Source organism: Acinetobacter sp. YH18001, assembly GCF_013416975.1.
Lineage (GTDB): Bacteria > Pseudomonadota > Gammaproteobacteria > Pseudomonadales > Moraxellaceae > Acinetobacter > Acinetobacter pseudolwoffii.
Window position 1 is genome coordinate 22395 of the sequence record NZ_VPEU01000007.1, and the last position, 26195, is coordinate 48589.

Here is a 26195-nt window from a genome sequence, read left to right on the forward strand (position 1 = left end):
TCATTTTTTAAAAATAGTTATTTGGGTACATCATGGTCGAGAACCAACCACAGCCAGAACAACAACCACAAGATAGCGTTGTGCCGAAAAAGCGCCGTATATTGAGAAGTATCCTGTTGTCGGTACTTTTCTCACTCATTTTCCTGCTCTCTGTGCTGGCGCTGCTGTTTTCGACCAATCAGGGCAGTAAGTTCCTGCTAGATCAGGTATTACAACGCCAGCAAATTATTCATTATGAATATGAAGGCGGAAATTTATGGCGTGGAATTATTCTTAAAAATGTGCTGGTCAGCCTGAAACCGGTCGATGTCAAAATTGATCGTGCTGATGTAAAACTGGGCTGGCGGGCGATCATCAAAAAAGAAATTCATCTGAATGAAGCAGATGTCCGTAACCTGCAAATTATTAATAAAACTCCGTCTAGCAGCGAACCTTTCAAGTTCAATGCCATCCGTTTGCCTTTTGTGCTGCGCGTCGATCATCTGCTCCTTGATCATCTGGTGATTAAAACCCAAACCACGGCAGTTGATTTTTATAATATCGAATTAAATGATGCGCTCTGGTCTGGTACCGAATTAAACTTTGAAGATTCCCGCATGGATATGGGTTATCTCTCGGTGCGTGAAGCGACGGGTAAAATGCAGTTTGAAGGCAAATATCCACTGGATGCCCGCGCAATCGTCAATCTGCCTTCTTTAAGAGACAGCTTGAATATTCATGATATTCAGGTTCGGGCGCGTGGCACGCTGGATACGATTCAGGCAGGCGTAGCGACCAATACACCCGATTTATTAACCGGTTGGGCCATCGTACATCCAATGCGGCCCCAGGTGCCGATGCGTGGCGAGTTAAAATTTAAGGATTATAACTGGCCGATTCTGACTGAGCAGAAACTGTTTACGAAAGACGGGATTGCCGAGTTCAATGGAGATATCGATCGTCTGGACTTGAACGTCCGTACCGACCTGATCGGTGAAAATATTCCACAAGGCCAGTATAACGCGGTGATGTATACCGATCTGGTCAATCAGCTCAATATTACCGATCTGAATGGCCAGCTGATGAAAGGTGCGGTTAGCCTTGCCGGGACAGTGGGCTGGAACGAACAGGTAAGCTGGGATCTGAACGGACGATTAAACGGAATTGATCCTAAGTATGAACGTATCCCGCAAGTCGTACAAGACTTTTTACCACCTAGCCTGGATGGCAATATTGCCTCAAAAGGCAATCTGGAAAATGGCCTGCATCTGACGGCGCTGGTAGATTTTGACCGTTATGAAACTTGGAATATCAAACTGGATCAGAATCCGGTTAAAGACAATAAAGCACAACCGATTCTTCTGGATGTTGCCTGGCAAAATATCGACCGCGCCGTACCCTATGTCGGCTGGCTCAGCAGTCAGTCTGGCGATGTGAAACTGGCACTGGTCGAAGGCCAGCAGAATATTCATGTGGCAACCAAAGTCGAACAGCACGAACAAGGTCTTCTGCCAGCAGGCATGTATCAGGCCAAACTGGATCTGAAAAATAATATTCTAAATGTGCCGAGCTTCAATTATAGCGCCAATGCACAGGCAGGTAGCTTAAGCGGTCATGCGCGAATTGAACTGCCACAAGAAAAACGCCAGTTGAAATGGACTGCATTATTAAACGCCAAGGACTTAAATACCCGAAGTCTGGCTGCGGCTTCACCGATAGACCGTTTAAATGGCCAGATCAAGGCCAATGGCTATGCACAACCCAATCAGCAGATTATTAAACTGTCTAATGTAGACCTGACTGGGCGCCTGGCAGAACAGAACGAAACAGTACGTCTGACCGGTAACAGTACCATTGCTTTATTATTCCATAATGAAAAAGCCGGCGGTGGTTTTAGAGGCTATGCAGTCAATTATGATGGGGCTTTAAATGCCAGTCAGTTGCAAGCCAGTCAGGGAATCCTGAAACTGCGTGTTTCAGGTACACCAGAAGTATTGAGAGTCAATGAATTGCGTCATGATGGTATCGCTGGCAAGATTAATGCCAATGGTCTGGTGAATCTGGCAAATGGTATTGGCTGGGATATTAACGCTTCATTAATCCGCTTTAAGCCGCAATATTTTAATGCCAACCTGAAAGGCGAGTTGTCGGGCAATGTAAAAACCCAAGGGGTTTGGTCAGATGCCTTAAAACGCATTCAGATCCAGCGTTTGAATCTGGCCGGTATGTTAAATAACAAGCCGGTACGAGGCACAGGTAATTTATCAGTCATTATTAATTCAAATCAGCGTGGTTTTGTCCCAGAGCAGTTTGAAGCCAATAACCTGTTCCTGTCTTATGCCAGCAACCAGATTCAGGCCACTGGCAATGCGCAGAATCTGCAACTCAAAGTCAACGCACCAGCATTGTATGAGTTATATCCGGGCTTAAGAGGTCGTGCACAGGGCTATATCAATATGCAGGCGCAGCCACGTTTGCAGGCTTCGGCAAATCTTTCGATTGATAATTTTGCCTTTAAAAACCTGATGAGTGTGCAAAAAATTCGTGTCCGCGGACAGTTGCCGACCTCGCAGACCACAGCAACCTTATTAACTGCCACAATGGATCGCTTGCGTAGCGGTTCACGGGAAATTGTACGCGGGGAAATATCACTTGCCGGTACTCGTGCGGCGCATATCCTTAAAGTTCAGGCAGAAAATAAACTGTCAAAATTCTTTGTGCAGCTGGCCGGTGGCTTTAATGCACAAAATAACTGGCTGGGTCAGATTCAAAAAGGTGATTTTGACTCTTTGCGTGCTCATTTGGTACAGCGTCAAAATGCGGCAGTGATTTATAATGCGGCCCAGTCTGATCTGTTTGTCGGTGCACATTGCTGGATGAGTCAGCAAAGCCAGTTGTGTTTTGATCAACCGATTCGGGTCAATAAAACCCGTGGCAGCGTATCCTTTGTGACCCAAAACCTGGATCTGGATGATTTCAGTGCATTCCTGCCTGAAGGACTGGCATTGACCGGTAAAGTGAATGGTTATGCCAAGGCAGCCTGGGCGCAAGGTGCTAAACCAAAAATTGATGCGCGTTTGGTCACCCGAAGTGGTGTGGTCGGCTTATCTTCGGAAGACCCGGATTATTTAGGTTCTACCCTAAAATATGATGAAGTGGGTCTGGTGGCAAAAAGTGTCGCAGAAGGCTTGCAAGTTCGACTGGATGTAAAAACTCCGGATATCGGGACAGGGTATGCCAATGTCATTATTGATCCATATCGGGACAGTAAACCGATGCGTGGCGAAATTGCCTTTAATCAGGTGCAGCTTAAAGTCTTTAAACCCTTTATTCAGGACATCCGTAATCTGGATGGCACCTTGTCCTATGCCGGAAAAGTGAGTGGAACCTTAACTGATCCTTTGCTGGAAGGTGAGGTTCGAGTCAAAGATGCTTCGATCAGCATGATCTCCTTGCCGGTGAATCTGACCAATGTGCAGTTGTATTCATCGATACGTCAGAATTCTGCCAGTATTAATGGTGCATTTAACAGTGGTCGTGGCGTGGGTAAATTGACCGGTTCAGTCGACTGGAAAGGTGATCCGCGAGTGCAGTTAAAACTGCAAGGTGAAAATCTGCTGATTCGTCAGGCACCTTTAATTACTGCCGTGGTTACGCCCGATTTAACTTTGGACATGTATCCATTCAATAAAAAGCTGAGTCTAAGTGGTACGGTTGATGTGCCACGTGCACTAATTTCTATGCCTGAAGCCTCAGAACCTGTGGTTGGACTTTCTTCAGATGTACGTGTGGTGCGTGAAGGTGATGACCAGCTGGCTATTCTCAAATCGGCCCGTCCTTGGGATATTCGGGCTGATGTGGCGGTTTCTCTGGGTAATCAAGTGATATTCCAGGGCTTTGATAGCCGTATTCCGCTATTGGGCCGGGTCAATCTGTCACAGCGGGGTCTGGAAACTGCGATGCGTGCCAATGGTGCGATCGGGGTATCACAGCGGGTGAAAATCGAAGCTTATGGTCAGAGTCTGGATCTGAACCGTGCCATTGCCCGTTTTAATGGTGAGTTGACCAATCCGACGCTGGATGTTGATGCCAATAAGTCGGTTCAGGGAAGTACGGTCGGGGTACGGGTGACGGGCACTGCTTCAAGTCCAAATATTCAGATTTATAATGATGCTGGCTTGTCAGAGCAGGAAGCTTTAAATGCCTTGATTACTGGTCGTATCAACGAAGGTGCATCCGGTTTAAGTCAGGCTGAAGGATTCAGATCTGATGTGAATAATACCATTGCCGCAGCAGGTATCAGTCTGGGCCTGGGTGGAACCCGCGCGCTCACCAACCAGATTGGACGGACTTTTGGCTTGAGTGGTTTGGCACTAGATGCACAAGGGACAGGGGATGATACCCAGGTGTCGGTGACCGGCTATATTACCCCTGATTTATATCTTCGTTATGGTGTTGGGGTGTTTACCCCGGTGAACAAGCTGACTTTACGTTATCAGGTGAATCAGCGTCTTTACTTGGAAGCGAGTCAGTCCTTAGAACGTGCAATTGACTTGTTCTATAACTGGCGTTTCTAATCATAAGGACAGATAAATATTTTTAAATGATTGCTAGATTTCATTAGATATCTTTAATTGATCAAAAAATGTTCAATTTATTCATATTTAAATAGATGCTGAAAATACCCTCATCCTTCTGGGATGAGAAGCACTGCTTCGCAAGAGGATGAGGGTATTTTATTTATAATGATTAAAAAATGACTTATCAAAGAACGCTAGTATCTATTGATATGTATCTGGCTTGAAAACCGCAATATAGACCCGGTTACACAAATGATCATGCTTGACCCTTGAATGAAACGATCAAATGTTTGAGCATGATATTTTCTGGGTTATAGAAGTGATGGATCGCCATGATAGATGAAGAAAAGCCGTTAAACTTCGATGATGACAATGAGCCTCAAGATTTCGAAGATGAAGAGTTTATCGATGATAAGAAAGAGGATGAGCTGTACAACACGATTACCAAAGATGGTTCAAGTGTTGATCCTGCAGATGATGGCACGCGGCATATTCGCCCTGAAGGTGGTAATCCCATAGAAGTTGAAGAGTAAAGAAAAAAGTCCAATTCAATATTGGGCTTTTTATGTTCGTGATTTTCTTTGTCATGAAGTACAGTGCTTTGGGTATACACCTGTAGAAGCAATGAATATCAGAATTTAAGCGCAATGGGCTGCAAAAAAGTTGTGAAATATGGCTGAAATTATGTTTCTGTTACATCCTTAAGAAAAATGAATGAAGCAATAAATCAGCGCTAAAATATAAAAAATCAATCAAATCAGATCATAATAAATTGAAAATCAATAAAGCCTTAATAAAATTAGGTGTATATTGAAAGTACAATTTCACTCATCAGAGTATGTTCGCATGGCGACTAAATTTATAATCCGTTTTGCAATGATTCTATTCGCTGTACTTATTTTGACTGCGCTTTCGATTCAATTTTTCTTTGATCCAGAAGTGACTGTGGTTTTATGGATCTTCGCTGTACCCTTTATTCTGGGGGTGCCAATTTTAGCCTCTGTCGTATTGGCAAGTAATGAGGAACTGGATATTCATAGCGTAAATTAAATTGAAAAAAGCCCTCATTTTTTGAGGGTTTTTTATGATATAAAGATGCTTAAATAGCCTAAGCTACTCAACTAGAGTCATTCAATCACTAATCTTTAAATGTGTCATTTAGCGCACTTTGCACCGCTTCAACACGTGCCTTGCAGGCTTTATAGGCGCTCATGGATTCTTCCACGATTTTCATCAGATTATCAATGTCCGGTTCTTGCTGAGATTCGAGCAATTCCGCATTCTTTTTCAAGATGTCATAGCCTTGCTGGAAGCTTAAAGTATCATGAGTCATGGGGAAGTACCTGTATAAGTTGTGCTGAAAAAATGCCATCCTGCAGTTCTACCTGAACCGGATCGCTGGGCTGAATCTGGTTGATAGAACCCACCACATGTTCTTGCTGACGTACGATGGCATAACCTTTAGATAAAACATGTCGTGGGTTTTGCAATAGCGTTTCCCGCATCAGGGCATCTAGCTGCTGATTGATTAGTTGGGTATGTTGCTGAGCCAGACTGGAGGTATTGGCCTTGATCTGTTGCAGACGTTGCAGGGCATCCATAATTTGGCTGTTGGCCAGACTTTGAATGAGTTTTAAGAATTGATCATTCTGATTTTGGTAGGCCTGAATTTGCTGTTGAGATAAACGCTGAATCCGCTGTAAATAATTCAAGACATCTTGTGTGAGTTCGACTATATGATTGCGAATTCCGGCGATGACTTTACTCGGAGTATCAAAGGAGCGATGCGCAATCTCATCCAGAATGGTGTGGTCTTTTTCATGTCCGATGCCCACCCAAATCGGAACCGAGCGTTTACAGAGCAGGGCAGCCAGATCATAATCATTTAAATAAGCCAGATCATTGACTGCTCCGCCACCCCGAATAATGACGATTAAATCTGGCGCAGTGTCATAGGTTTTCGCCCATTGTTTCAGAGCTTGTGCCAGACTCTGCATAATGCTTTGCGGGGCAGAATTTCCCTGAAAAGTCGCAGTGTGATAGATAAACTCGCAAACTTGCGCACGATGTAGTGCATCGGCATCTTTTCTGAAATCTCCGAGACCTGCTGCGTTTTCGGGAGCAATCACTAAAATTCGGTTCAAATCAAAAGGGCTGGGCAGGTTTCTATTACGCTGAATCAGCCCTTCAGCGCTTAGCCTGTCAATAATCTGCTGATAACGCCGGGCAATATCACCCAAGGTATAACCCGAGTCAATCTCGACGATATTTAAAGAAAAACCATATTGTGGATCAAAATTGGCTTTGACTTTAATCAGAACTTTGAGATCACGACTTAATTCAATCCCGCTTTCACGTTCAAATTGAGTGACAATTTTCTGGGCGCTAAATTTCCAGATGGTGGCTCGGCAACTGGCAATGACCTGATCGCTATCAGCCTCTTTTTCTGCCAGTTCCAGATAATAATGACCTGCTTTGGTACTAAGGTTGCGAATCTCAGCTTTGACCCATACCGGCGTATCGAAAGTGAGTTTGACCGCTTCCTGAACTGTCGCAAGATATTCCTTGAGGGAGAGTTGGAGATCGTCTGTCATGCCAGTATAAAGTTTAAAATTCAATCAAATAGTAAATCAATCTGCTCAAGATCACAAATCTAAAAATGCAGTCACTTAAACTTTATGTAATGACATTGTGTTGATGATGGAATGAAGAATCACTTCATTGAGAACGTTAAATTCGTATTCGTTTCAATTTAAACAGATTCCCTGCATCTCTATCTTCATCAATCAAATAGTTGGCAAGATAGCAATACTGAATTTAGCAATACTTTTATTATTAAACCTTATTGAAGGTATTTGATTAACAATGTACACAGACTTGTGCCTAGAAAAGGTATGGAAATATGCTAAATTAGTGCAGAATTATTGAAGAAGAATACACGCTCATGAAAAAAACAATGCTGTTCGGTTTGCTGGCGGTTGCTTTAAGCGCCTGTACCACTACACCACAATCAGAAACGGAAGCGCCCAAAATAGGTATGCCAAATCCGGCGAGCACTTATTGTGTCAATCAGGGTGGCAAGCTTGAAATACGTAATGAAAGTAATGGCCAGGTTGGATATTGTCATTTAAAGAATGGACAGGTGGTAGAAGAGTGGGAGTTGCTGCATATGAACCAGCCTAAATGTATTGCCGATCAGGCGATGACATTGGTTGGTCAGTCCAACCTGACTGAAGCGCAAATCAAACAGAAAACCCAGGCGCAGATTGTACGTATGGTCGAGCCGGGTCAAGCAGTCACCATGGATTATCGTGAAGAGCGTGTGACAGTAACCGTAGATCCTGCCAGCAAAAAAATTATTCAGGCTTCATGCGGTTAAGTATTTAAAAAACAAAAGCCCATTGATGGGCTTTTTTAAATTTAGAGTCATACTGGCATTTTAAATGACAAATCTTCCCCGATCTTTTATATTGCCCCTCGGAAGGAGAAACTCATGAAAAAGTTATTGGCTTTATCGTTTATGCTGGCTCTGGCCGGTTGTGCCGAGAAGAAACCCTTAACCCCTGAAGAGCAGTGGCAAGGTTATTGTCGAAGTGTGGGGAATGCCGCGCGGACCATTATGCTGGATCGTCAGAATGCGATTGAGAAAGAGAAAGCAATCGAGCATGCCCTCAAGATCGATGATGAAACCACCAAAGGTTTTATTCTGAACATTATTGATGAAGTCTACGCACTTCCAGCCGAAGAGATTAAGGCAGATGTAAAAGCAGCCCGTGAAAAAGTCCGCGCTGAGTTTACTGAAAAATGTATTGCCACGCCGCATGATGAATTACCAGATTACAAACCGTTCTAGGGAACGGTTTTTTTTAATGGCTGAATCGGGCATAATGCAGCATCTCTTTAAAAAAAACTATCAACCCGAATAAAAGACAAAAAAACATCTAATGAATAATAAAAATAGCCTAAGCAAAATGTACACTTTGTGACAATTTCTAAATCTAAAATATAGAAATACTTATCTTTATATTGAATAATGAATTTAACTCCAATTACCCGAGGAGTAACACAATATGCAAGTCGTCAGATATTTACATCATTCTGATCTGCTCTTAGAAGATGAACATGGTGTAGTCATTATTGCTGGTAGTCGCTATGTCCTGAGCGTAGGCGACAAAGTATTTTTAAAGAAGGTGCTAGAACAAGAAAAAAAGCTGTATCAGGTGGATATTTCCTTTGCCAGCAATAATCACAGCACGATGTGTGAAGATGAATGCGTGGTGAAATTCAAAGGCTGCCGGGATTCATATCAGCAATATTTAAACTCGACCACTGTACACTAAGGTGGAGTATCTTTTTAACTTCAAATCAGGCAACATCATGGTTGCCTTTTTTATGCATTAAATTCAGTTAAAAGGGCCTGCTCATAGGCTTGTTTCTTGAGATCTGATCTAAAAGTGATTATTGAATAATCATTAAGAGCATCATTTAGTTATAAAATAACGAGCATCACAAAGAAACACTTGAGTTGCATTAACTTTTAACTGGAAATTTAGTAAAATTTCGGAGTCCATATTATTTGTGAAGCTTGGAATAAGCAGGAATTCATAAGTAATTTTTTAAAAAAGAGGAATAACACTGTGCTAGAAGCTTACCGCCAACACGTTGAAGAACGTGCCGCACTCGGAGTCCCACCGAAGCCACTTGACGATGCCCAAACCGCTGCATTAGTTGAACTACTAGTTAACCCGCCAGCTGGTGAAGAAGCATACTTGGTAGATTTGCTTGAAAACCGTGTACCAGCAGGTGTTGACCAAGCTGCATATGTAAAAGCTGCGTTCTTGGCTGCATTGGCAAAAGGCGAAGCAACCTCTCCACTTATTTCTAAAGAACGTGCGGTTTACTTGCTAGGTACTATGCTTGGTGGTTATAACGTAGCGCCTTTAGTTGAACTTTTAGACAACGCTGAACTTTCTGAGCTTGCTGCTGAAGCGCTTAAGAAAACGCTTCTTGTATTTGATGCATTCCACGATGTCGCTGATAAAGCAAAAGCGGGTAATGCAAATGCACAAGCTGTTATGCAGTCTTGGGCTGATGCTGAATGGTTTACTTCACGTCCAGACGTTCCTGAAGAAATCAAACTGACAGTTTTCAAAGTCACTGGCGAAACCAACACTGATGACTTGTCACCTGCACAAGATGCTTGGAGCCGCCCGGACATTCCATTGCACGCAAATGCAATGTTGAAAAACGTACGTGACGGAATCAACCCGGAAGTTCCTGGTGAAGTTGGTCCATTAAACCAAATCAAAGAATTGATCGCGAAAGGCAACCAAGTTGCTTACGTAGGTGACGTTGTTGGTACAGGTTCATCTCGTAAATCTGCAACCAACTCTGTGCTTTGGTTCTTTGGTGATGACATTGCTCATATCCCGAACAAAAAAGACGGTGGTTACTGCCTAGGTTCTAAAATTGCGCCAATTTTCTTCAACACGATGGAAGATGCGGGTGCATTACCGATCGAGATCGATGTTGGCAACATGAACATGGGCGATGAAATCGTTCTTAAAATCGATCATGCTGCTGCGAAAGTTTCTGCATCTAAAGACGGTGCTGTAATTGCTGAAGCTGATCTTAAAACACCTGTACTTCTAGACGAAGTTCGTGCTGGCGGTCGTATTAACCTGATCGTTGGTCGTGGTTTGACCACTAAAGCACGTGAAGCTTTAGGTCTTCCAGTATCTACGTTGTTCCGTACTCCGGTTCAACCTGCTGCAACTGGCAAAGGCTTCACTCAAGCACAGAAAATGGTTGGTCGCGCTTGTGGTCTTCCTGAAGGTCAAGGCGTACTTCCAGGTACTTACTGTGAACCTAAGATGACCACTGTTGGTTCGCAAGATACCACTGGTCCAATGACGCGTGACGAATTGAAAGACTTGGCTTGCCTAGGTTTCTCTGCTGACCTTGTTATGCAGTCTTTCTGTCATACCGCTGCGTATCCAAAGCCAGTTGACGTTCAAATGCAACACTCGCTTCCTGATTTCATCATGAACCGTGGTGGTGTGTCTTTACGTCCAGGTGACGGTATTATCCACTCTTGGTTAAACCGTATGCTTCTTCCGGATACTGTGGGTACTGGTGGTGACTCGCATACTCGTTTCCCAATCGGTATTTCGTTCCCGGCGGGTTCTGGTCTGGTAGCTTTTGCTGCAGCAACTGGTGTTATGCCACTTGATATGCCTGAATCTGTACTTGTGAAGTTCAAAGGTAAAATGCAGCCTGGTATCACACTACGTGACCTGGTACATGCAATTCCTTACTACGCAATTCAAGCGGGTGACTTAACTGTAGAGAAGAAAGGTAAGAAAAACATCTTCTCTGGTCGTATCCTTGAGATCGATTTGACAGAAATGGAAACTGACCTGACTGTTGAGCAAGCATTCGAATTGTCTGATGCTTCTGCTGAACGTTCAGCTGCTGGTTGTTCGATCACGCTTTCTGAAGAGAAAGTTGCTGAATACCTTCGTTCAAACATCACTATGCTTAAGTGGATGATTTCTGAAGGTTATGGCGATGCGCGTACAATGGCTCGTCGTGTTGAGAACATGGAAAAATGGTTAGCGAATCCATCACTGCTTAAAGCGGATGCGGATGCTGAATACACGAAAGTGTATGAAATCGATCTAGCTGACATTAAAGAACCTGTTCTTTGCTGCCCGAACGATCCAGATGATGCAAAACTTCTTTCTGACGTTCAAGGCGTGAAAATTGACGAAGTATTCGTTGGTTCTTGTATGACAAACATTGGTCACTTCCGTGCGACTGGTAAATTGTTAGAGAAAGTTCCAGGTGGTGCATTGTCAACTCGTTTGTGGATTGCTCCGCCAACGCGTATGGACGAACATCAGTTGATGGAAGAAGGTTTCTATAATATTTATGGTAAAGCTGGTGCGCGTACTGAAATGCCAGGTTGTTCATTATGTATGGGTAACCAGGCACGTGTAGCTCCGAACACAACTTGTGTATCGACGTCTACACGTAACTTCCCGAACCGTTTAGGTCAGGGGGCTAACGTTTACTTGGCTTCTGCTGAACTTGCATCTGTTGCTGCTGTATTGGGTAAATTACCAACTCCAGAAGAATACCAACAATATGCAGCTCAAATTGATAGTATGTCAGCTGACATCTATCAATACTTAAGCTTCGACAAGATGAGCGAATATACTAACGCTGCTGCGAATGTTGATACGAAGAAAATTGCTGCTGCTCAATTGACTTAATGAGCTAGGATTAAGAAAAGCCGAAAGGCTTTTCCCTAGCGCAAGAGCAAATCTATGATTTGCTTTGTTAATTAAGCAATAAGCGGTATAAGATAAGGGCTGAGTAATCAGCCCTTATTTTTTTATATGAATAATCAGACTTGCTATATGTGTGATAATTTGGCGACAACAAAAGAACACGTGCCACCAAAATGCTTATTTCCAGAAAAGAAGGACTTAAAAGATATTAGCCTAGATTTAAGGAAAGCCCTAATCAAAGTACCTTCATGCGTGGATCATAATTGTAAGAAGTCAGGTGATGATGAATATCTGTTTAATGTTTTGTCAATGACGATTCAAACGGGTAAATATGGACTTTTAAATTTTGAAAGTAAGGTAATGCGTTCTTGGACCAGAAAGGATCGAATTGCTAAACTAAAAGAAAAATTACTATCGACAGCTAGAACAGTAAAAATAAAAGATCCAGAGTCAGAAGATATTTTTGAGGCTTTAGAGTTAACAATAGATAGAGATAGATTAAAAGAAGTTTTAAAATGTTGTGCTCTAGGACTTTATTATTATGAATTTGGAAAGAAATATAAGGGGTCAATACACTCAACTCCTCTATTCTCACCAATCCCTGATAAAAATTGGATAGAACAACAAAGTCAAATGGAGGATTATTATTCTAATAAATTTAAGAATATTAAAAGAAAGGGCGATAATCCTGAGATTTTCCAATATGCATTTTATCAAGACACTTTTAATAATATGCTGGTAGTACAAATGTGGTTTTATGAAGAATGTAAAGTAATATCATTTTTCAGATAGTCATATATTAAAAAACTTCTGTAAATTACACATTTATTAAATATATTATTTAATTCAAACATTAAAAATTATTGAAAGTTGACGTAAAATGCCCAAACAATCTAGATTTCTCTGTATTGGCGGTTTCCTTAACGGAACCCAAGTTAAAGACCAAGGCGATAGCTTTGTCTGTGTCGAAAAGTCTAAAAATGTGACTTACTATAAAAAAGAAATTTTACATCCAGATGCTTGGAATCATGATTATTACGTCTGTGAAAGCACCACAGATCAGCAAGCGCGCAACTGGGTTTATGATATTCCATCACGTTAATTGCGTCTATTCAGGCTATAAATTAAACAATTATTAGAAACAATAACTTGCATTACATTTCTGTGATTGATTTTTCATCTCTCTTTCCCAAAACTGTATGAAAATAAAGCCAATAGGGAATGTTATGACTTATGAAATAGATGCCTTTGGCACTCTAGTAATTGCTGTTTTTTTTCTTTTTATTGGGCGGTATCTTGTTAGTAAAATTAGCTTCTTTAGGAACTATAACTTACCTGAACCTGTAATCGGTGGTTTAGTCGCAGCGATTACGGCCTTTATTTTCTATAAATTGTTTAATATCAGTGCCACATTTGACGCACAGATTCAAACCATCCTGATGCTGATGTTCTTTACTTCTGTTGGCTTAAGTGCAGACTTTTTGAAACTGAAAGAAGGCGGAAAATCGCTCCTGATCTTTCTGGTCTGTGTCATTTTATTTGTAGTCGTGCAAAATGCGGTTGGTATGAGTTTAGCCACAGCGCTTGGACTTGACCCATTGATCGGGTTGATTGTTGGTTCTGTCACCTTAACGGGTGGTCATGGTACCGCCGGTGCCTGGGGCGAGGTTCTGGAGACTCAATATGGAATCCAGGGAGCAGTTGTTCTCGGTATGGCAAGTGCCACATTTGGCTTGATTATTGGTGGACTTGTAGGCGGTCCAGTTGCCAAGTTCCTGATTAAACGCAACCAACTGGCTGAAACAGTAGCGCAAGAGACCAATGAACAGCAGCTCGAATCGCACATCAACACTGCGCCCTTTGAATATCCAAAGAAAACCCGATTGATTACATCCAGTAATGCCGTGTCGACTTTGGGGATGTTTGCCCTGTGTATTTTTGTCGCCAATCAGATGACAGACTTCAGTCAGGGAAGATGGTTTGAATTGCCTACTTTTGTATGGGCTTTAGGCACAGGTGTGATTGTGCGTAATGGCTTGGAGCATGTGCTGAAAGTCGATATCTTCGACCGTGCAATCGATGTATTTGGCAATGCGTCTTTATCCCTGTATTTATCTATGGCTTTACTATCACTGCAACTCTGGTTACTGGCCGATTTGGCAGGTCCGCTCATTACCATTTTATTGGCGCAGACAGCGGTATTGATTTTATTTACCGCAATTGTGACCTTTAGAATCATGGGCAAAAATTACGATGCAGCAGTATTAGTGGCAGGGCATTGTGGTTTTGGTATGGGGGCAACACCGACAGCGATTGCCAATATTCAGGCGGTGACCAATAGCTATGGTCCATCACATAAAGCTTTTTTAATTGTACCGCTGTGTGGTGCATTTTTTATTGATATTGTGAATGCTGTGGTGATCCAAAGCATCATTGCATTTTTCGGCTAAATGTTAATACGTTTTTAAAATCATACATGCAATAAAAAGCCCCATGGTTAGGGGCTAGTCGTATATAGGTCAAGCCCATATACTGTAAGAGGCTCATCTCAAACTGAGTGTATTAGAACATAGCAGCTTGCAAATAACCATCTAAATCTGATTTAAACCGTCAATTGTTGTTCAATCACCGGCCATAAGTTTTGATGTGATTTTTTAAACATCAGCATATGGCCAATGGCTTTATGCGCATATCTTTTAGGTTGAAGCTCAATCATCTGAGTGTCTGCATTGGGGTATAAACGCAGTAAATCTTTTACATTTGCTTCTGTTGCAATTTCATCATCCGATGACCAGATCGAAATAATCGGGCAGGTGATTTGAGCATGAAAATCTGAGCGTGGTAATAGGGTTTTACCCATTGCATTCATGACATAGCCCGGTTTGCTACAGAACTGTGCCCATTCACGCGCCACATCTTTAGGCAGATTTTCGCCCATGCCAATCGCTTGAGTTGGAGCATATCCTTTGCTCATACGGGCCAGTGGGAAAATGAGATTGAACATGACCGGCGCCAGCAGTTTGGTTTTACCTTTAAGTCCTTTGATATGTCCGGTTGAGCCAGCAACAGCCACCACTTTTGCAACTTTGTCATAATTCGGTACGATCCCCAGAAGCTGACCACCAGCACTATGCCCCAGCAAAATCACTTTTTCTGCATGAGTACGTGCTAATAAAGCATCAATCGCGGCGGGAATATCCAGTTGACCCCATTGCACAATGCTGGCTTTGGACTGTTTTAAAGGGCCTGCGAGTGACTCACCAATTCCCCGAAAGTCAAAGACCAGTACCGCATAGCCCTGAGCTTGCAACCAGATGCAGAAATGATGATAAAACTGTTGGGTAATACCTGTGGCAGGACAGACCAATACCGGACGTTTTTCAGATTCTGAAGAAGCCGCATAAAAGCGTGCACTTAAGTGATAGCCATCCTGGCACTGTAGAGTCAATGTTTCAAATTCAGACATACGATACACTATGATTTTAGCTTCCTGATGAAGCTTTAACTTTATACAGTTTTTGAAGGGATGCTTGCGCAAAGCATGACTTAAAAGTCAGTAAAATAATAGATATGGAATGAGCTTATGCTATCAATGGAACTTGCACTGGCCGTTAAAATCGCCATTATTTTTAGTGGAATATTCTTGTGGATTGGGATGTTTACCGGGGTCTGGAAGTATTGGCAGATCCGTCAATCACCACAGTCACGCGCACATTATTATGTCGATATTGCCCATCGTAGCAGTCTGCTATATGCACCAGCGACGCTAATTCTGGCAGTTCTGGCATATTATTCCGATTTATCCAGTGCCATGAATTTGATCTGCGTACTGGTGAATATCGTATTTTTTAGTTTTTCGATTGCAGCTTATATGCTGCATGGTTTCCTGCAAGATACCACCAATCAGTTTAAGCAACCGCATCAACTGGGTCGGTTTCATCTACCTGGCAGTCTGATGAGCTTGGCAATGCTGGGATTAATTATTGCAGAACTTGGAGGAACGGGGATTTTACTCTATGGCGCATTTGGTGGGCTATTTTAATTATTCTTAAAAGTAATATTTTGGTTTTTTTACCAGATGGATGACTGGCCACATCATCCATCTGGGCTAATTTAAAATTTGATTATCGGTATTTCTGGTCTATGGCAGCCCATAGGAAGAAAGCAGCTGAGACGATCAGCGCATAACCAAAGTATTCAAGTTTTAAATTACCTTGAATTAAGCAATGGACGGTTAAAGTCAGCATAAGTGCAAAAGTGGTGCATATAAATGTCACCAGATTGGTGTCGTTGGCTTTAAGAGCGTCAATGAAGACTTGCTTGTTGAAATGTAATGATAACATCTCCATCCCTCCCATTTATTTATGTTATTGAAGACTAAAGCAGATTAAGTTAGTCAGAATTGAACATACAGTTGTACTGTTTAATATCAGCCTTTGCAACCATCGGGCTGCACTTTCAGGGTCAAAATGGCCTTCTTTAGTCGTAAAAATACATAATCAATTGATTAGTAAAGCATTATATATTCAGATTACACCTCCATATCGTCATGAAAACAATAGCTAGCAATTGTTTGATGTGAGCAGATAGAAAATGCAAATTCTACGCCAAAGATATGTAGTGTTAATCAATAGAATGTAAGACTGTGTATAAGTCAGGGGGCAAGATCGTTTAAGTCAGCAACAACATGTATCTAAAAGCTAAAATTCAAAAAATTATTTATATTTATATTAAAAATAGGATCATTCGAGCCTAATTATGAATCACACTTTCTGGAAAAAGCACGAGTAAATAGACACACAGCGATGATTTGATATTGTCTGTAAGAAACAATAAAAGTCCGTTTGGGTAAAACCTGACAATTATTGATCACGCTAAAACCGGATTTTGGGTAAAAATACGATCTTTATCAGACAGCCTAGAAAGATTAGTTTCTAATACGGTCAATCACAGCTGCAATTAGCAATACAATCATGGATGGAATAAACCAGGCCAGATTCTGTTCTGAGAGCGGCAAATTTTGTAGTACGGCAGGCAATTCAAAACCAGCAACTTTTATTCCATCAAAAATACCGAAGATAAATGCCACTAGCGTCACTGGTGCAATCACATGAGACGGTTTTTTGAAGAAGCTAGCGCAGAAGCTCAATAAAATCACATTAATTGCAGGTGGATAAATCGCGCTCAATACGGGCACCGAAACGGCAATCAGTTTGGTTAAACCCAGATTTGAAATAATCAGTGAGAAACCGACCAGAATAAATACAAAAATCTTGTATGGAATTTTAGTCAAACTGGAGAAATATTCGGCACAGGCGCAGGTCAGGCCAATCGCAGTCACCATACAGGCAATAAAAATCATGCCAGACAGGAAATAAGCACCCATATCACCAAAGGCATGTTGTACATAGGCATGCAGGATAATGGCACCATTGGCTGCATTCGGTGCAATTTCGTGGCTACCGAGTCCGAGTTTAAACAGACTTAAATACACCAGTGTTAAACCGATACCGGAAATAATGCCGGCATTCACCGCATATTTGGTAATCAGTTTTTTATCGGTTACACCACGTGAAGTAATCGCTTTCACAATCACGATCCCGAAAACCAAAGCACCTAAAGTGTCCATGGTCAAATAACCATTGACGATGCCTTCAGTCACCGGACTGGTAACGTAATTATTGATCGCTGCCGGTGGATTGCTGGCAGGAATCATTACGGCTGCCACACCCAAAATGATCAAAGAAATAATTTTAAGCGGTGACAGGAAATAGCCAACTGTATCCAGAATCTTGTTTGGATATAAAGACACCACAGTGACTATAGAAAAATAGATGATGCTGTACATGAGCAGGCTGCTCGATTCATCACCAAAGTAAGAAGAAAAACCAATTTCATAAGAAACGGTTGCAGTACGCGGTGTTGCAAATAAAGGGCCAACAGCTAAGTAACACACCACAGTCAGTAAAATACTGGCTGCTTTACCAAGTGGGGAACTGAGTGCCTGAATGGAGCCTTCAACGCGCGACAACGCAATAATGGTAATTACAGGTAAGCCGACTGCAGTAATAAGGAAACCTAAAGCAGCGAGCCATACATGTTCACCAGCTTGTTGAGCCACAATCGGTGGGAAGATAATGTTGCCCGCACCAATAAACAGTGCAAAGGTCATAAAACCAAGGGCGACAATATCCCGGGTACGCAGACTTGTCATAAAGGGAGATCAATAGAACAAAAGAAAGCGATTTTAGTGTATATGTCCAATTTTTTGGAGTTTATTTTAAAGCTGGAAGCCTTGATTCTAGTGAGTTTGCGGATCACATAACCGGTCATTCAAATCTTGGTAGAAATATATGTTTGATAATTCGCTGAAAAATATATTTTTCCTTATAAGCTCAAAAGATATCTACACTTGATATCAAAATATGTCAGTTATTGTTTGTATAAATAAGCAGCAGTGAAAATTCCTATTTCAAGGAAAATTGCTATGCTGAAACTCAACAACTGCGACATATTTCGCAAAAAAGGGATTATAATTCAGGGATTCATAGTGAGGATAGGTATATGCGAGCTCCAGCGATTAGTCTTAAAACTGAGCAAGATGTTGAAAAACTGCGGATATCTGGGCGTTTGGCCGCAGAAGTTTTAGCGATGATCGGGGAGCATGTCAAGCCAGGTGTCACGACCGAATATCTGGATGATCTCTGTCATGATTTTATTATCAATACTCTAAAAGTAACACCGGCCAATATTGGCTATTATGGTTATACCAAGACCACCTGCATTTCGCCGAATGAAGTAGTCTGTCACGGTATTCCATCCTCAAAAACCGTGTTGCAGGATGGTGATATTATCAATATTGATGTGGCGATCATCAAAGATGGTTATTTCGGTGATACCAGCCGGATGTATTATGTGGGAACGCCATCTCCAGAAGCCAGACGTCTGGTCAATACCACCTATGCAGCGATGCTGGCCGGGATTCATGCAGTGAAGCCGGGAGCTACCTTAGGCGATATTGGTTATGCAATTCAAACCGTTGCACAGCGTGAAGGCTATTCGATTGTGCGTGAGTATTGCGGTCATGGCATCGGCAAGGTTTATCACGAACAACCGAATATTTTGCATTATGGACAGCCGGGTCAAGGCATCAAGCTGGTGCCGGGTATGGTCTTTACCATTGAGCCGATGGTAAATATGGGTAAAGCTCGTGTCAAAGAACTAAAAGATGGCTGGACTGTGGTTACCACGGATAAATCGTGGTCTGCACAATGGGAACATATGGTTTATGTGACCGAAACCGGATTTGAATTACTCTCTCCATGGCCTGAAGGCACGGGTGATTATCCGGAAATTTAAAATTTTGACGGGATTTCTGTTAAAAACTTTTGACTTGCCAAATTTACAAGTTCATCGTTTTTGCTGACAAAAATATACAAAACACTACAGCAAAACAATGGTTTGAAAATAGAAGTCTGGTTAGACTGAGAATCAGTTACAAAGTTTCCTTTTTTATTCACTGTGCTGTAGTGACCTGTTTCTCTAGCTCATTTTTCCCCAAGAATGAGCTATTTTTTTGTCCATATTTTTATTAGCTATGGTTTAATTCTGCGACCAGATAGTCAATAAATACCCGGACTGCAGGCAGCAGACCGCGACGTGAGGGATAAACCGCATGAAAAATACCATGCGGTGCTTTCCAGTCAGGTAAAACCCGTACCAGTTCGCCACGTGCCACATACTGCTCTACCACGTTATCTGGCAATAAGGTCACCCCGCAGCTTGAAGCCGCAAGTTGCGCCAACATATTGAGGTCTGAACCCAATACAGTTGGACTGACCCGAATTTTCTTTTGTTCTTGCTGCTCGTTTTGTAAGGTCAGAAATTGTTCGGTATGATCTTCTGCCATAGTCAGAATCTTATGTTCAGCCAGTTGCTCGGGGGTTTTTAGCTCACCAAACTGATTGAGATAACCTTGACTTGCAAACAGATGCTGTTCAATTTTTTCAAACTGACGGATGACCAGATTCGGATCGTCATCCAGATTGGAGCGTACCCGCAGTGCCAGATCACAGCCTTCATTAATGATATCGACCCGGCGATTGGTGATCATCATCTGAACTTTAATTTCTGGATATTGCTTGAGGAAGTTTGGCAGGATTTTGGCGATTTCATTCTGGGCAATTAAAACCGGCAAACTGACTTTAATCGTACCACGCGGTTCGGTACTAAGATGATCGACCAGATCATGTGCTGCCTGTGCTGCATTTAACATGACCTGTGCATGGCGGTAAACGTTCATGCCAATATCGGTAACCGCAAAATGACGCGAGCTGCGTTGAATCAGGCGGACACCTAGACGTTCTTCCAAGTTATGGACACGACGGCTAAGCTTGGATTTAGGGATGTCTGTTGCACGTTCAGCTGCGCTAAAGCCGCCATGTTCCACCACCTGTGCAAAGCAGTAAAAATCATCAAGATCAGTCAGCATTCCAAAATTCCATTTATGCAACAATCTGCTGATTAAAAATTGATTGTTACGTTCTGTCAATTAAAAAAATATTGAAGTTACTAAAATTTAAAAGCCAACACACTCGATAATGTGATACATAGGCGCTCATTTATAATGTCTGGAATCTCATTACACCACAGCTAAGTGGTGATTCATTAAAAAAATTGCCATTCAATATATAAGCTTAGATAATAAATAAATTTCGTATTAGCCGTCGATGTAAAGTTCAATCAGTTTGAATAATTATGCTAGGTTAAAAGGTATTTATTTTCTAAGCTCTAGCACTCATTTATGATTAAAAAAATTGTCTTAAGCCTATGTCTCTGTGTTTCTCATGTGGCTTTTGCTCAACAGATCGCCCTCAGTTTCGATGATGGACTAGACCCAGCCAATAACCCAGATGCTTGTCATATCAATAATGACATTCTAAATACCCTAAAACAAAAGCGAATTTTGGCTATTGTCTATCCAAGTGTCAGTAAAATTAGCACAGAAAAAGGGTTGCAGATGATTTCAGAGTGGGGGAAACAGGGGCATCGAATAGGCAATCATGGAAATTTACATCTTAACCTAAATAAAGATGACATTAGCTTGAAAAATTATTTAAAAGACATAGAGCAAGGACATCAAATATTTTCTACATTACCCGGATTTGTACCACGTTACCGATTTCCATTTCTTAAAGAGGGAAATACGCTAGAAAAAAGGGAAGGAGTACGACAATGGCTGATAACCCATCATTATCAATCGGGAACTGTTAGCATCGATGCGAGTGATTGGTATTATAATCAACTGTTTTTGCAGTATCAGCAAGCACAAGATCAAGAAAACCTGAATAAATTAAAACAAGCCTATCTGTTTCATTTGCTTGATCGAGCACAGTATTACGATAATTTAGCACAACAAACATTAGGACGTTCCCCCAAGCATGTGCTTTTACTTCATGTAAGAGCCATTAATGCGGCTTGGCTAGAAGACATTATTGATTTGTTTAAGCAACAGGGCTGGAAATTTGTTGATAGTGATAGCGCTTATCAGGATTCAATTTATAAAATTCAGCCACAAACTCTACCTGCGGGTGAAAGTATTTTATGGAATATTGCACAAATTTATGGGCTCGAGTCATTACGTTATCCAGCTGAAGATGCCCCCTATGAATATCCAAATTTGAAAAAATTTGGTTTAAGTGTGGCGCCTTAGATACGGCTATTTCACTTTAGAAAATCACGAGGTGTATGCTATAGACAGTAAGAGTTAGATAGTATTTAGGCTGTAACCAATATGATTAAGTGTCGCTACGTTTTCTAAATACCTGAATAATCATCATCGAACATGACACAGCATATGTCTTGTGATGAAATTATTTTTCTAGGAGCTGAATCAACTGTTGCACACCGTCAGTAGCCGTTTGGGTGATCTTGTGAAATTGTACCGGCAATTGTTGTTGGTCTGCTCTGGGGTCAATATAATAGGCCTGGCAAGATACCGGAATGTCATGAATCAATCCCGCCACTGGATAAACTTGCAGACTTGTGCCAATCACCACAAAAATATCGGCATCTTGTACACAATTTTGGGCTTCTGCATAGGCAGGAACGGCTTCGCCAAACCAGACCACGTGTGGACGCAGTGGATAACCTGCTGTGCAAAAGTGCTTGTTTAAATCTAAATCAGTTTCTTCAACCGGATAGAATTCGGTCGTACTTTGTGCATCTGGACCTGAGGTTTTGGCCAGTCGGATATTGCCATGAAGATGAATCACTTTGCTGCTGCCGGCACGTTCATGCAGATCATCGATATTCTGGGTAATGACATGCACATCATAATCTTGTTGCAGTTGCGCAATCTGGAGATGTGCAGTATTTGGCTCTGCCTCCAGAATATTTTTTCGGCGTGCATTGTAAAAGCGCTGTACCAGTTGCGGATCTCTGGCCCAGGCCTGCGGAGTGGCGACATCTTCAATCCGATACTGTTCCCAAAGACCATCGCTGTCACGGAAGGTATTGATGCCACTTTCTGCGCTCATACCCGCACCTGAAAAGACCACCAGTTTTTTCATTATTTTTCTCCTGAATATTTAAACTGCCGAAGTACTCGATTGTGAATTCTCTTTCAAGAAGACACCGAGTTCTCTGGAAAATTTTAGCGGTTCAGTCAGCAAGGGCGTATGACCGGATTTTTTAAAAATCACCTGTTTGGCTTGAGGCAGGCTTTCTGCAATCAGGCGCTGTCCTTCAAAAGGATAGAGCCGGGATTGCGCGCCGCTAAAGAAAGTCACCGGACATTGAAGTTTGGTTAATGCTTCACGGTAATCTTCTCGATGATACAGATAATTGTTGATATACCACGCCATATAGTCCATACGGCTGGATGGCAGTAATAAACTTTGAAAGCGAGGTTGATGCAGTAAAAACTCAAATACTTTAAGACTATAGGGATGACTGTTTTGCAGCTGGATAAAGCGCAGCCACAATGCGCCAATCTGTTGGCGTACCGTTTGATCTAGATCGCGAATAAATTGAATTTGCGGATGTGCAGCGAGGAGAACAGACAGTTGCTGCAAAATCTCCCTAAATTCGTCATGTTTTGATCCAAACAGACCAAAAGCCCAAGTATCATCTACCGGTATTTTGGGTGTCTGATCAATATGCAAATAAGCCGTGATCCGTTTAGAAAAATGATCAGAGTGCAGACCATGCATAAGTGTGGTTGCCCCCATAGAGTAGGCAATGACTATGACTCGATCGAACTTGAGCTGATCTACCACTGAGCGCACATCCTGCCAATGACAGTTAATCGCATCCAGATTTGCTGGAATTTTACAGTCTTTGGATGCACCGAAACCACGCCATTCTGGAATAATAAAACGAAACCTGTTTTTATGCGGAGATAAAAAGGCCGCCCATTGCCAGCTCAACATGCCCAGACCAGACAACACTAAAACCGGTTGACCCTGACCGTATTCACGTACAAACAGCTGTTCGCCGTCTGGCATGCGATAAAAGGGCATGAATATTCTCCTTATTTTTATCCCGATCGTTTATTTAAACTGTTTGAGTCGCGGAATAACGGTTTCCAGCCAGTGAATCCAGCCAAGTTCTTGATCAATGCCGAGTTGTAAAATCATTTTATGAATATACAGGGTGCGATCATTTTCATTAGCTTGGGCAAAGTCTTTGGCAAAAATTTGCTGATAGGTGTTGAGTTTTTCTTTGTGCAGGACTAAATGCCGTTCCAGTTCCGCTAATGTGTTGTTGCCACCAAGCTGCGCTTCAGCACGTAAGCGTACCATCAATTCTTCGCGCAACTGTGCCGGTGGGCTTTGCTGTATCATCCAGTGAGCCAATTCTTCACGACCGGGCAGTTCAACCTGATAGGTTTTTTTACGTGAATGTGCATCTTCTTCTTCGAGTGTTGAAATCCAACCCTGTTTTGACATGGCGTTCAGCTCTCGATAGATTTGCTGGTGGGTCGCATTCCAGAAGAATCCCATTGAGCGGTCAAAGCGCCGCGCCAGTTCTATTCCGGTACTGGGTTTTTCAATCAGGCTGGTCAGTAGCACATGCGATAAAGACATAAACGTCTCAAAAAAATGACTCGGGATTATTATGCAACATGTTGCATAAAAATCAATTCTGATTTATATATTAGTGCAACAAGTTGCATAATTCTGATCGATAAATGCAATATCTGATCAGCTGAATAAAAATAGCCAGCACATCAGCACGCTAAGGAGTTGAAATGTCTAAATATCCGAATTTACTTGCCCCGCTTGATTTAGGGTTTACCACACTCAAAAACCGGGTGCTGATGGGGTCAATGCACGTGGGGCTTGAAGAAGCACGCGGCGGATATGAGCGGATGGCAGCTTTTTATGCAGAGCGTGCCAAAGGTGGCGTGGCCTTAATCGTGACGGGTGGTATTTCACCCAATGATCATGGGGTGACGTTTCAGGGCGGCTCCAAGCTTGACAGTGTCGAAGAAGCTGAAAAGCATAAAGTGATTACCCAAGCGGTGCATGATGCAGGCGGGAAAATTGCCCTGCAAATTTTGCACACGGGCCGTTATTCCTATCAGGCAGAAAATGTTGCACCCTCTCCGATTCAGGCACCCATTAACCCGGTCAAGCCGCATGCCTTGAGTTCAGCTGAGGTTCAGCAAACTATTGATGACTTCGCCAATTGTGCCAAGCTGGCACAGTATGCCGGTTATGATGGCGTAGAAATTATGGGGTCGGAAGGTTATTTGATTAACGAGTTTATTGCAGCGCGAACCAATCATCGTGATGATGAATGGGGCGGCAGCTATGAAAACCGCATTCGTTTCCCGATCGAGATCGTGCGCCGTACCCGTGAAATGGTCGGTGAAAACTTTATTATTATCTATCGTCTGTCTATGCTGGATCTGGTGGAAGGTGGCTCAACTTTAGATGAAGTGGTACAACTGGCTAAAGCCATTGAAAAAGCCGGTGCCACGATTATCAATACCGGCATCGGCTGGCATGAAGCACGTATTCCGACAATTGCCACCAAGGTTCCTCGTGCAGCCTTTACCTGGGTTACCCGCAAGCTCAAAGGTCTGGTAAAAGTTCCTCTCATTACTTCTAACCGCATCAATACACCTGAGATGGCTGAGTATGTACTGGCTTCTGGTGATGCCGATATGATTTCCATGGCGCGTCCAATGCTGGCTGACTCTGAGTTTGTGCTTAAAGCTGAACAGGGTCGTAGCGATGAGATCAATACGTGTATCGGTTGTAATCAGGCCTGTCTGGATCATATTTTCTCGATGAAAATTGCCACCTGTCTGGTCAATCCACGGGCCTGTTATGAAACCGAACTCATCTTCAAAGACGTTGGCGAAGCGAAAAATATTGCCGTGATTGGGGCAGGTCCTGCCGGTTTAAGTTTTGCAGTCTATGCAGCGAATCGTGGTCATCAGGTCACGGTATTTGATGCGGCTGCACAGATTGGGGGACAATTTAATATTGCCAAAACCATTCCGGGCAAGGAAGAATTTTATGAAACCTTGCGCTACTTTAAACGTCAAATCGAGTTGCAGCCACGCATCAAGTTAAAGTTAAATCATACTGCCAGTTTTGCAGAACTTGAAGCGTCAGCATTTGATGAGATTGTCGTGGCAACAGGGGTAACCCCGCGTCAACTGGATATTCCGGGGATTGATCATCCAAAAGTCTTATCTTATCTCGAGGTGTTAAAAGAGCGTAAAGCTGTGGGACAGCGTGTGGCGATTATTGGTGCGGGAGGTATTGGTTTTGATACCGCGGAACTTCTGAGCCATGAAGGGGAAAGTGGCAGTATCAATCCAGAAAAATTCTATGATGAATGGGGCATCGATACCAAATATGATCAGGTCGGTGGTTTAAAAACTCCAGTTCTGGAAAAATCATCCCGTGAAATTTACTTATTGCAACGAAAAGCTGCTTCTGTGGGTTCTAGTCTGGGTAAAACCACGGGCTGGATTCACCGCACAGGGCTTAAACATCGTGACGTGAAAATGATTGCGGGTGCCAGCTATGACAGGATTGATGATCAGGGCTTGCATATCACCGTCAATGATAAGCAAATGGTGTTGGAAGTGGATAATGTCATTATTTGTGCTGGTCAGGAATCTTATACCGCCATGTTTGATGAGTTAAAATCTGCTGGTAAAAGTGTACACCTGATTGGTGGCGCCAAAGAAGCGGGTGAGTTAGATGCTAAACGTGCCATTCGTCAGGGGGCTGAATTGGCAGCGGTGATCTAAAAATATTAAAACCTGCTTTTTTTCCTCTTCTTTATTAAAGGAGAGGATTTATAAGAAAGAATC

The 26195-nt window shown here is 42.4% G+C and carries 23 protein-coding genes; 14 read left to right on the forward strand and 9 right to left on the reverse strand.

The features are described 5' to 3' along the window. The first annotated feature begins 32 nt into the window (after positions 1–32). From FTV48_RS04090 to FTV48_RS04100, 3 genes are all read left to right on the forward strand, one after another. Complete coding sequence (locus FTV48_RS04090; RefSeq protein WP_179999470.1) at positions 33–4556, forward strand: translocation/assembly module TamB domain-containing protein; 4524 nt, start codon at positions 33–35, stop codon at positions 4554–4556. A 335-nt stretch (positions 4557–4891) separates the two neighbouring features. Continuing rightward, complete coding sequence (locus FTV48_RS04095; RefSeq protein WP_179999472.1) at positions 4892–5092, forward strand: hypothetical protein; 201 nt, start codon at positions 4892–4894, stop codon at positions 5090–5092. A gap of 313 nt (positions 5093–5405) precedes the next feature. Further along, positions 5406–5609, forward strand: a complete 204-nt coding sequence (locus tag FTV48_RS04100) for a hypothetical protein (protein ID WP_005097198.1) — start codon at positions 5406–5408, stop codon at positions 5607–5609. 88 nt (positions 5610–5697) lie between these two features. Here FTV48_RS04100 and xseB read toward each other — a convergent pair whose 3' ends face one another. Continuing rightward, positions 5698–5892 (reverse strand): exodeoxyribonuclease VII small subunit, encoded by a 195-nt coding sequence (gene xseB / locus FTV48_RS04105; protein WP_005170556.1) that lies wholly within the window; start codon positions 5890–5892, stop codon positions 5698–5700. Next, positions 5882–7153, reverse strand: coding sequence for an exodeoxyribonuclease VII large subunit (xseA, locus tag FTV48_RS04110; RefSeq protein ID WP_159138307.1), 1272 nt, complete (start codon positions 7151–7153; stop codon positions 5882–5884). Before xseA ends, xseB begins: the two co-directional genes overlap by 11 nt. Positions 7154–7503: 350 nt before the next feature. Between xseA and FTV48_RS04115 the strand changes: the two genes are divergently transcribed. The 7 genes from FTV48_RS04115 to gltS all read left to right on the forward strand — a co-directional run bounded on the left by FTV48_RS04115 (position 7504) and on the right by gltS (position 14304). Further along, entirely contained in the window at positions 7504–7938 is a 435-nt protein-coding gene (locus tag FTV48_RS04115) for an I78 family peptidase inhibitor (protein WP_074383210.1), read from the forward strand. 114 nt (positions 7939–8052) lie between these two features. Then, positions 8053–8412: a hypothetical protein gene (locus FTV48_RS04120; protein WP_005097193.1), complete on the forward strand. Its 360-nt coding sequence runs from the start codon at positions 8053–8055 to the stop codon at positions 8410–8412. Positions 8413–8629: 217 nt separating this feature from the next. Beyond that, complete coding sequence (locus FTV48_RS04125) at positions 8630–8899, forward strand: hypothetical protein (RefSeq protein ID WP_005097192.1); 270 nt, start codon at positions 8630–8632, stop codon at positions 8897–8899. A 297-nt stretch (positions 8900–9196) separates the two neighbouring features. Beyond that, complete coding sequence (locus tag FTV48_RS04130; RefSeq protein ID WP_074383209.1) at positions 9197–11836, forward strand: bifunctional aconitate hydratase 2/2-methylisocitrate dehydratase; 2640 nt, start codon at positions 9197–9199, stop codon at positions 11834–11836. 159 nt (positions 11837–11995) lie between these two features. Beyond that, the gene (locus tag FTV48_RS04135) at positions 11996–12646 is read left to right on the forward strand and encodes a hypothetical protein (protein WP_225554091.1); all 651 of its coding nucleotides are present in this window, start codon (positions 11996–11998) and stop codon (positions 12644–12646) included. A gap of 88 nt (positions 12647–12734) precedes the next feature. Then, positions 12735–12956, forward strand: coding sequence for a hypothetical protein (locus FTV48_RS04140; protein ID WP_100357038.1), 222 nt, complete (start codon positions 12735–12737; stop codon positions 12954–12956). A gap of 124 nt (positions 12957–13080) precedes the next feature. Next, on the forward strand, positions 13081–14304 hold the full coding sequence (gltS, locus tag FTV48_RS04145; RefSeq protein WP_179999474.1) for a sodium/glutamate symporter: 1224 nt from the start codon (positions 13081–13083) through the stop codon (positions 14302–14304). 152 nt (positions 14305–14456) lie between these two features. Here gltS and FTV48_RS04150 read toward each other — a convergent pair whose 3' ends face one another. After that, the gene (locus FTV48_RS04150; RefSeq protein ID WP_074383206.1) at positions 14457–15320 is read right to left on the reverse strand and encodes an alpha/beta fold hydrolase; all 864 of its coding nucleotides are present in this window, start codon (positions 15318–15320) and stop codon (positions 14457–14459) included. Between the two features lie 117 nt (positions 15321–15437). Here FTV48_RS04150 and FTV48_RS04155 point away from each other — a divergent pair, with 117 nt between their 5' ends. After that, complete coding sequence (locus FTV48_RS04155; RefSeq protein WP_005097113.1) at positions 15438–15896, forward strand: hypothetical protein; 459 nt, start codon at positions 15438–15440, stop codon at positions 15894–15896. 82 nt (positions 15897–15978) lie between these two features. Here FTV48_RS04155 and FTV48_RS04160 read toward each other — a convergent pair whose 3' ends face one another. Beyond that, complete coding sequence (locus FTV48_RS04160) at positions 15979–16197, reverse strand: hypothetical protein (protein WP_005097112.1); 219 nt, start codon at positions 16195–16197, stop codon at positions 15979–15981. Positions 16198–16781: 584 nt separating this feature from the next. Then, the gene (gene brnQ, locus FTV48_RS04165; RefSeq protein ID WP_100355332.1) at positions 16782–18068 is read right to left on the reverse strand and encodes a branched-chain amino acid transport system II carrier protein; all 1287 of its coding nucleotides are present in this window, start codon (positions 18066–18068) and stop codon (positions 16782–16784) included. Between the two features lie 350 nt (positions 18069–18418). Between brnQ and map the strand changes: the two genes are divergently transcribed. Then, on the forward strand, positions 18419–19213 hold the full coding sequence (gene map, locus FTV48_RS04170; protein ID WP_074383204.1) for a type I methionyl aminopeptidase: 795 nt from the start codon (positions 18419–18421) through the stop codon (positions 19211–19213). Positions 19214–19445: 232 nt separating this feature from the next. Here map and FTV48_RS04175 read toward each other — a convergent pair whose 3' ends face one another. Then, a complete protein-coding gene (locus FTV48_RS04175; protein ID WP_005097107.1) occupies positions 19446–20345 on the reverse strand; it encodes a LysR substrate-binding domain-containing protein in 900 nt (299 codons plus the stop codon). Between the two features lie 312 nt (positions 20346–20657). Here FTV48_RS04175 and FTV48_RS04180 point away from each other — a divergent pair, with 312 nt between their 5' ends. After that, positions 20658–21566 carry a polysaccharide deacetylase family protein gene (locus tag FTV48_RS04180; protein ID WP_100535317.1) on the forward strand — a complete coding sequence of 303 codons (909 nt, stop codon included), beginning with the start codon at positions 20658–20660 and terminating at the stop codon, positions 21564–21566. A gap of 160 nt (positions 21567–21726) precedes the next feature. Here the strand turns inward: FTV48_RS04180 and FTV48_RS04185 are convergent, their stop codons facing one another. The 3 genes from FTV48_RS04185 to FTV48_RS04195 are packed head-to-tail and all read right to left on the reverse strand — an operon-like array spanning position 21727 to position 23943. Then, the gene (locus FTV48_RS04185) at positions 21727–22425 is read right to left on the reverse strand and encodes an NAD-dependent deacylase (protein WP_100357034.1); all 699 of its coding nucleotides are present in this window, start codon (positions 22423–22425) and stop codon (positions 21727–21729) included. Between the two features lie 18 nt (positions 22426–22443). Then, positions 22444–23376, reverse strand: coding sequence for an alpha/beta fold hydrolase (locus tag FTV48_RS04190; protein WP_179999476.1), 933 nt, complete (start codon positions 23374–23376; stop codon positions 22444–22446). Positions 23377–23406: 30 nt separating this feature from the next. Beyond that, complete coding sequence (locus FTV48_RS04195) at positions 23407–23943, reverse strand: PadR family transcriptional regulator (protein ID WP_005097101.1); 537 nt, start codon at positions 23941–23943, stop codon at positions 23407–23409. Between the two features lie 164 nt (positions 23944–24107). Between FTV48_RS04195 and FTV48_RS04200 the strand changes: the two genes are divergently transcribed. Further along, positions 24108–26132, forward strand: coding sequence for an NADPH-dependent 2,4-dienoyl-CoA reductase (locus FTV48_RS04200; RefSeq protein ID WP_179999478.1), 2025 nt, complete (start codon positions 24108–24110; stop codon positions 26130–26132). Positions 26133–26195 lie beyond the last annotated feature (63 nt).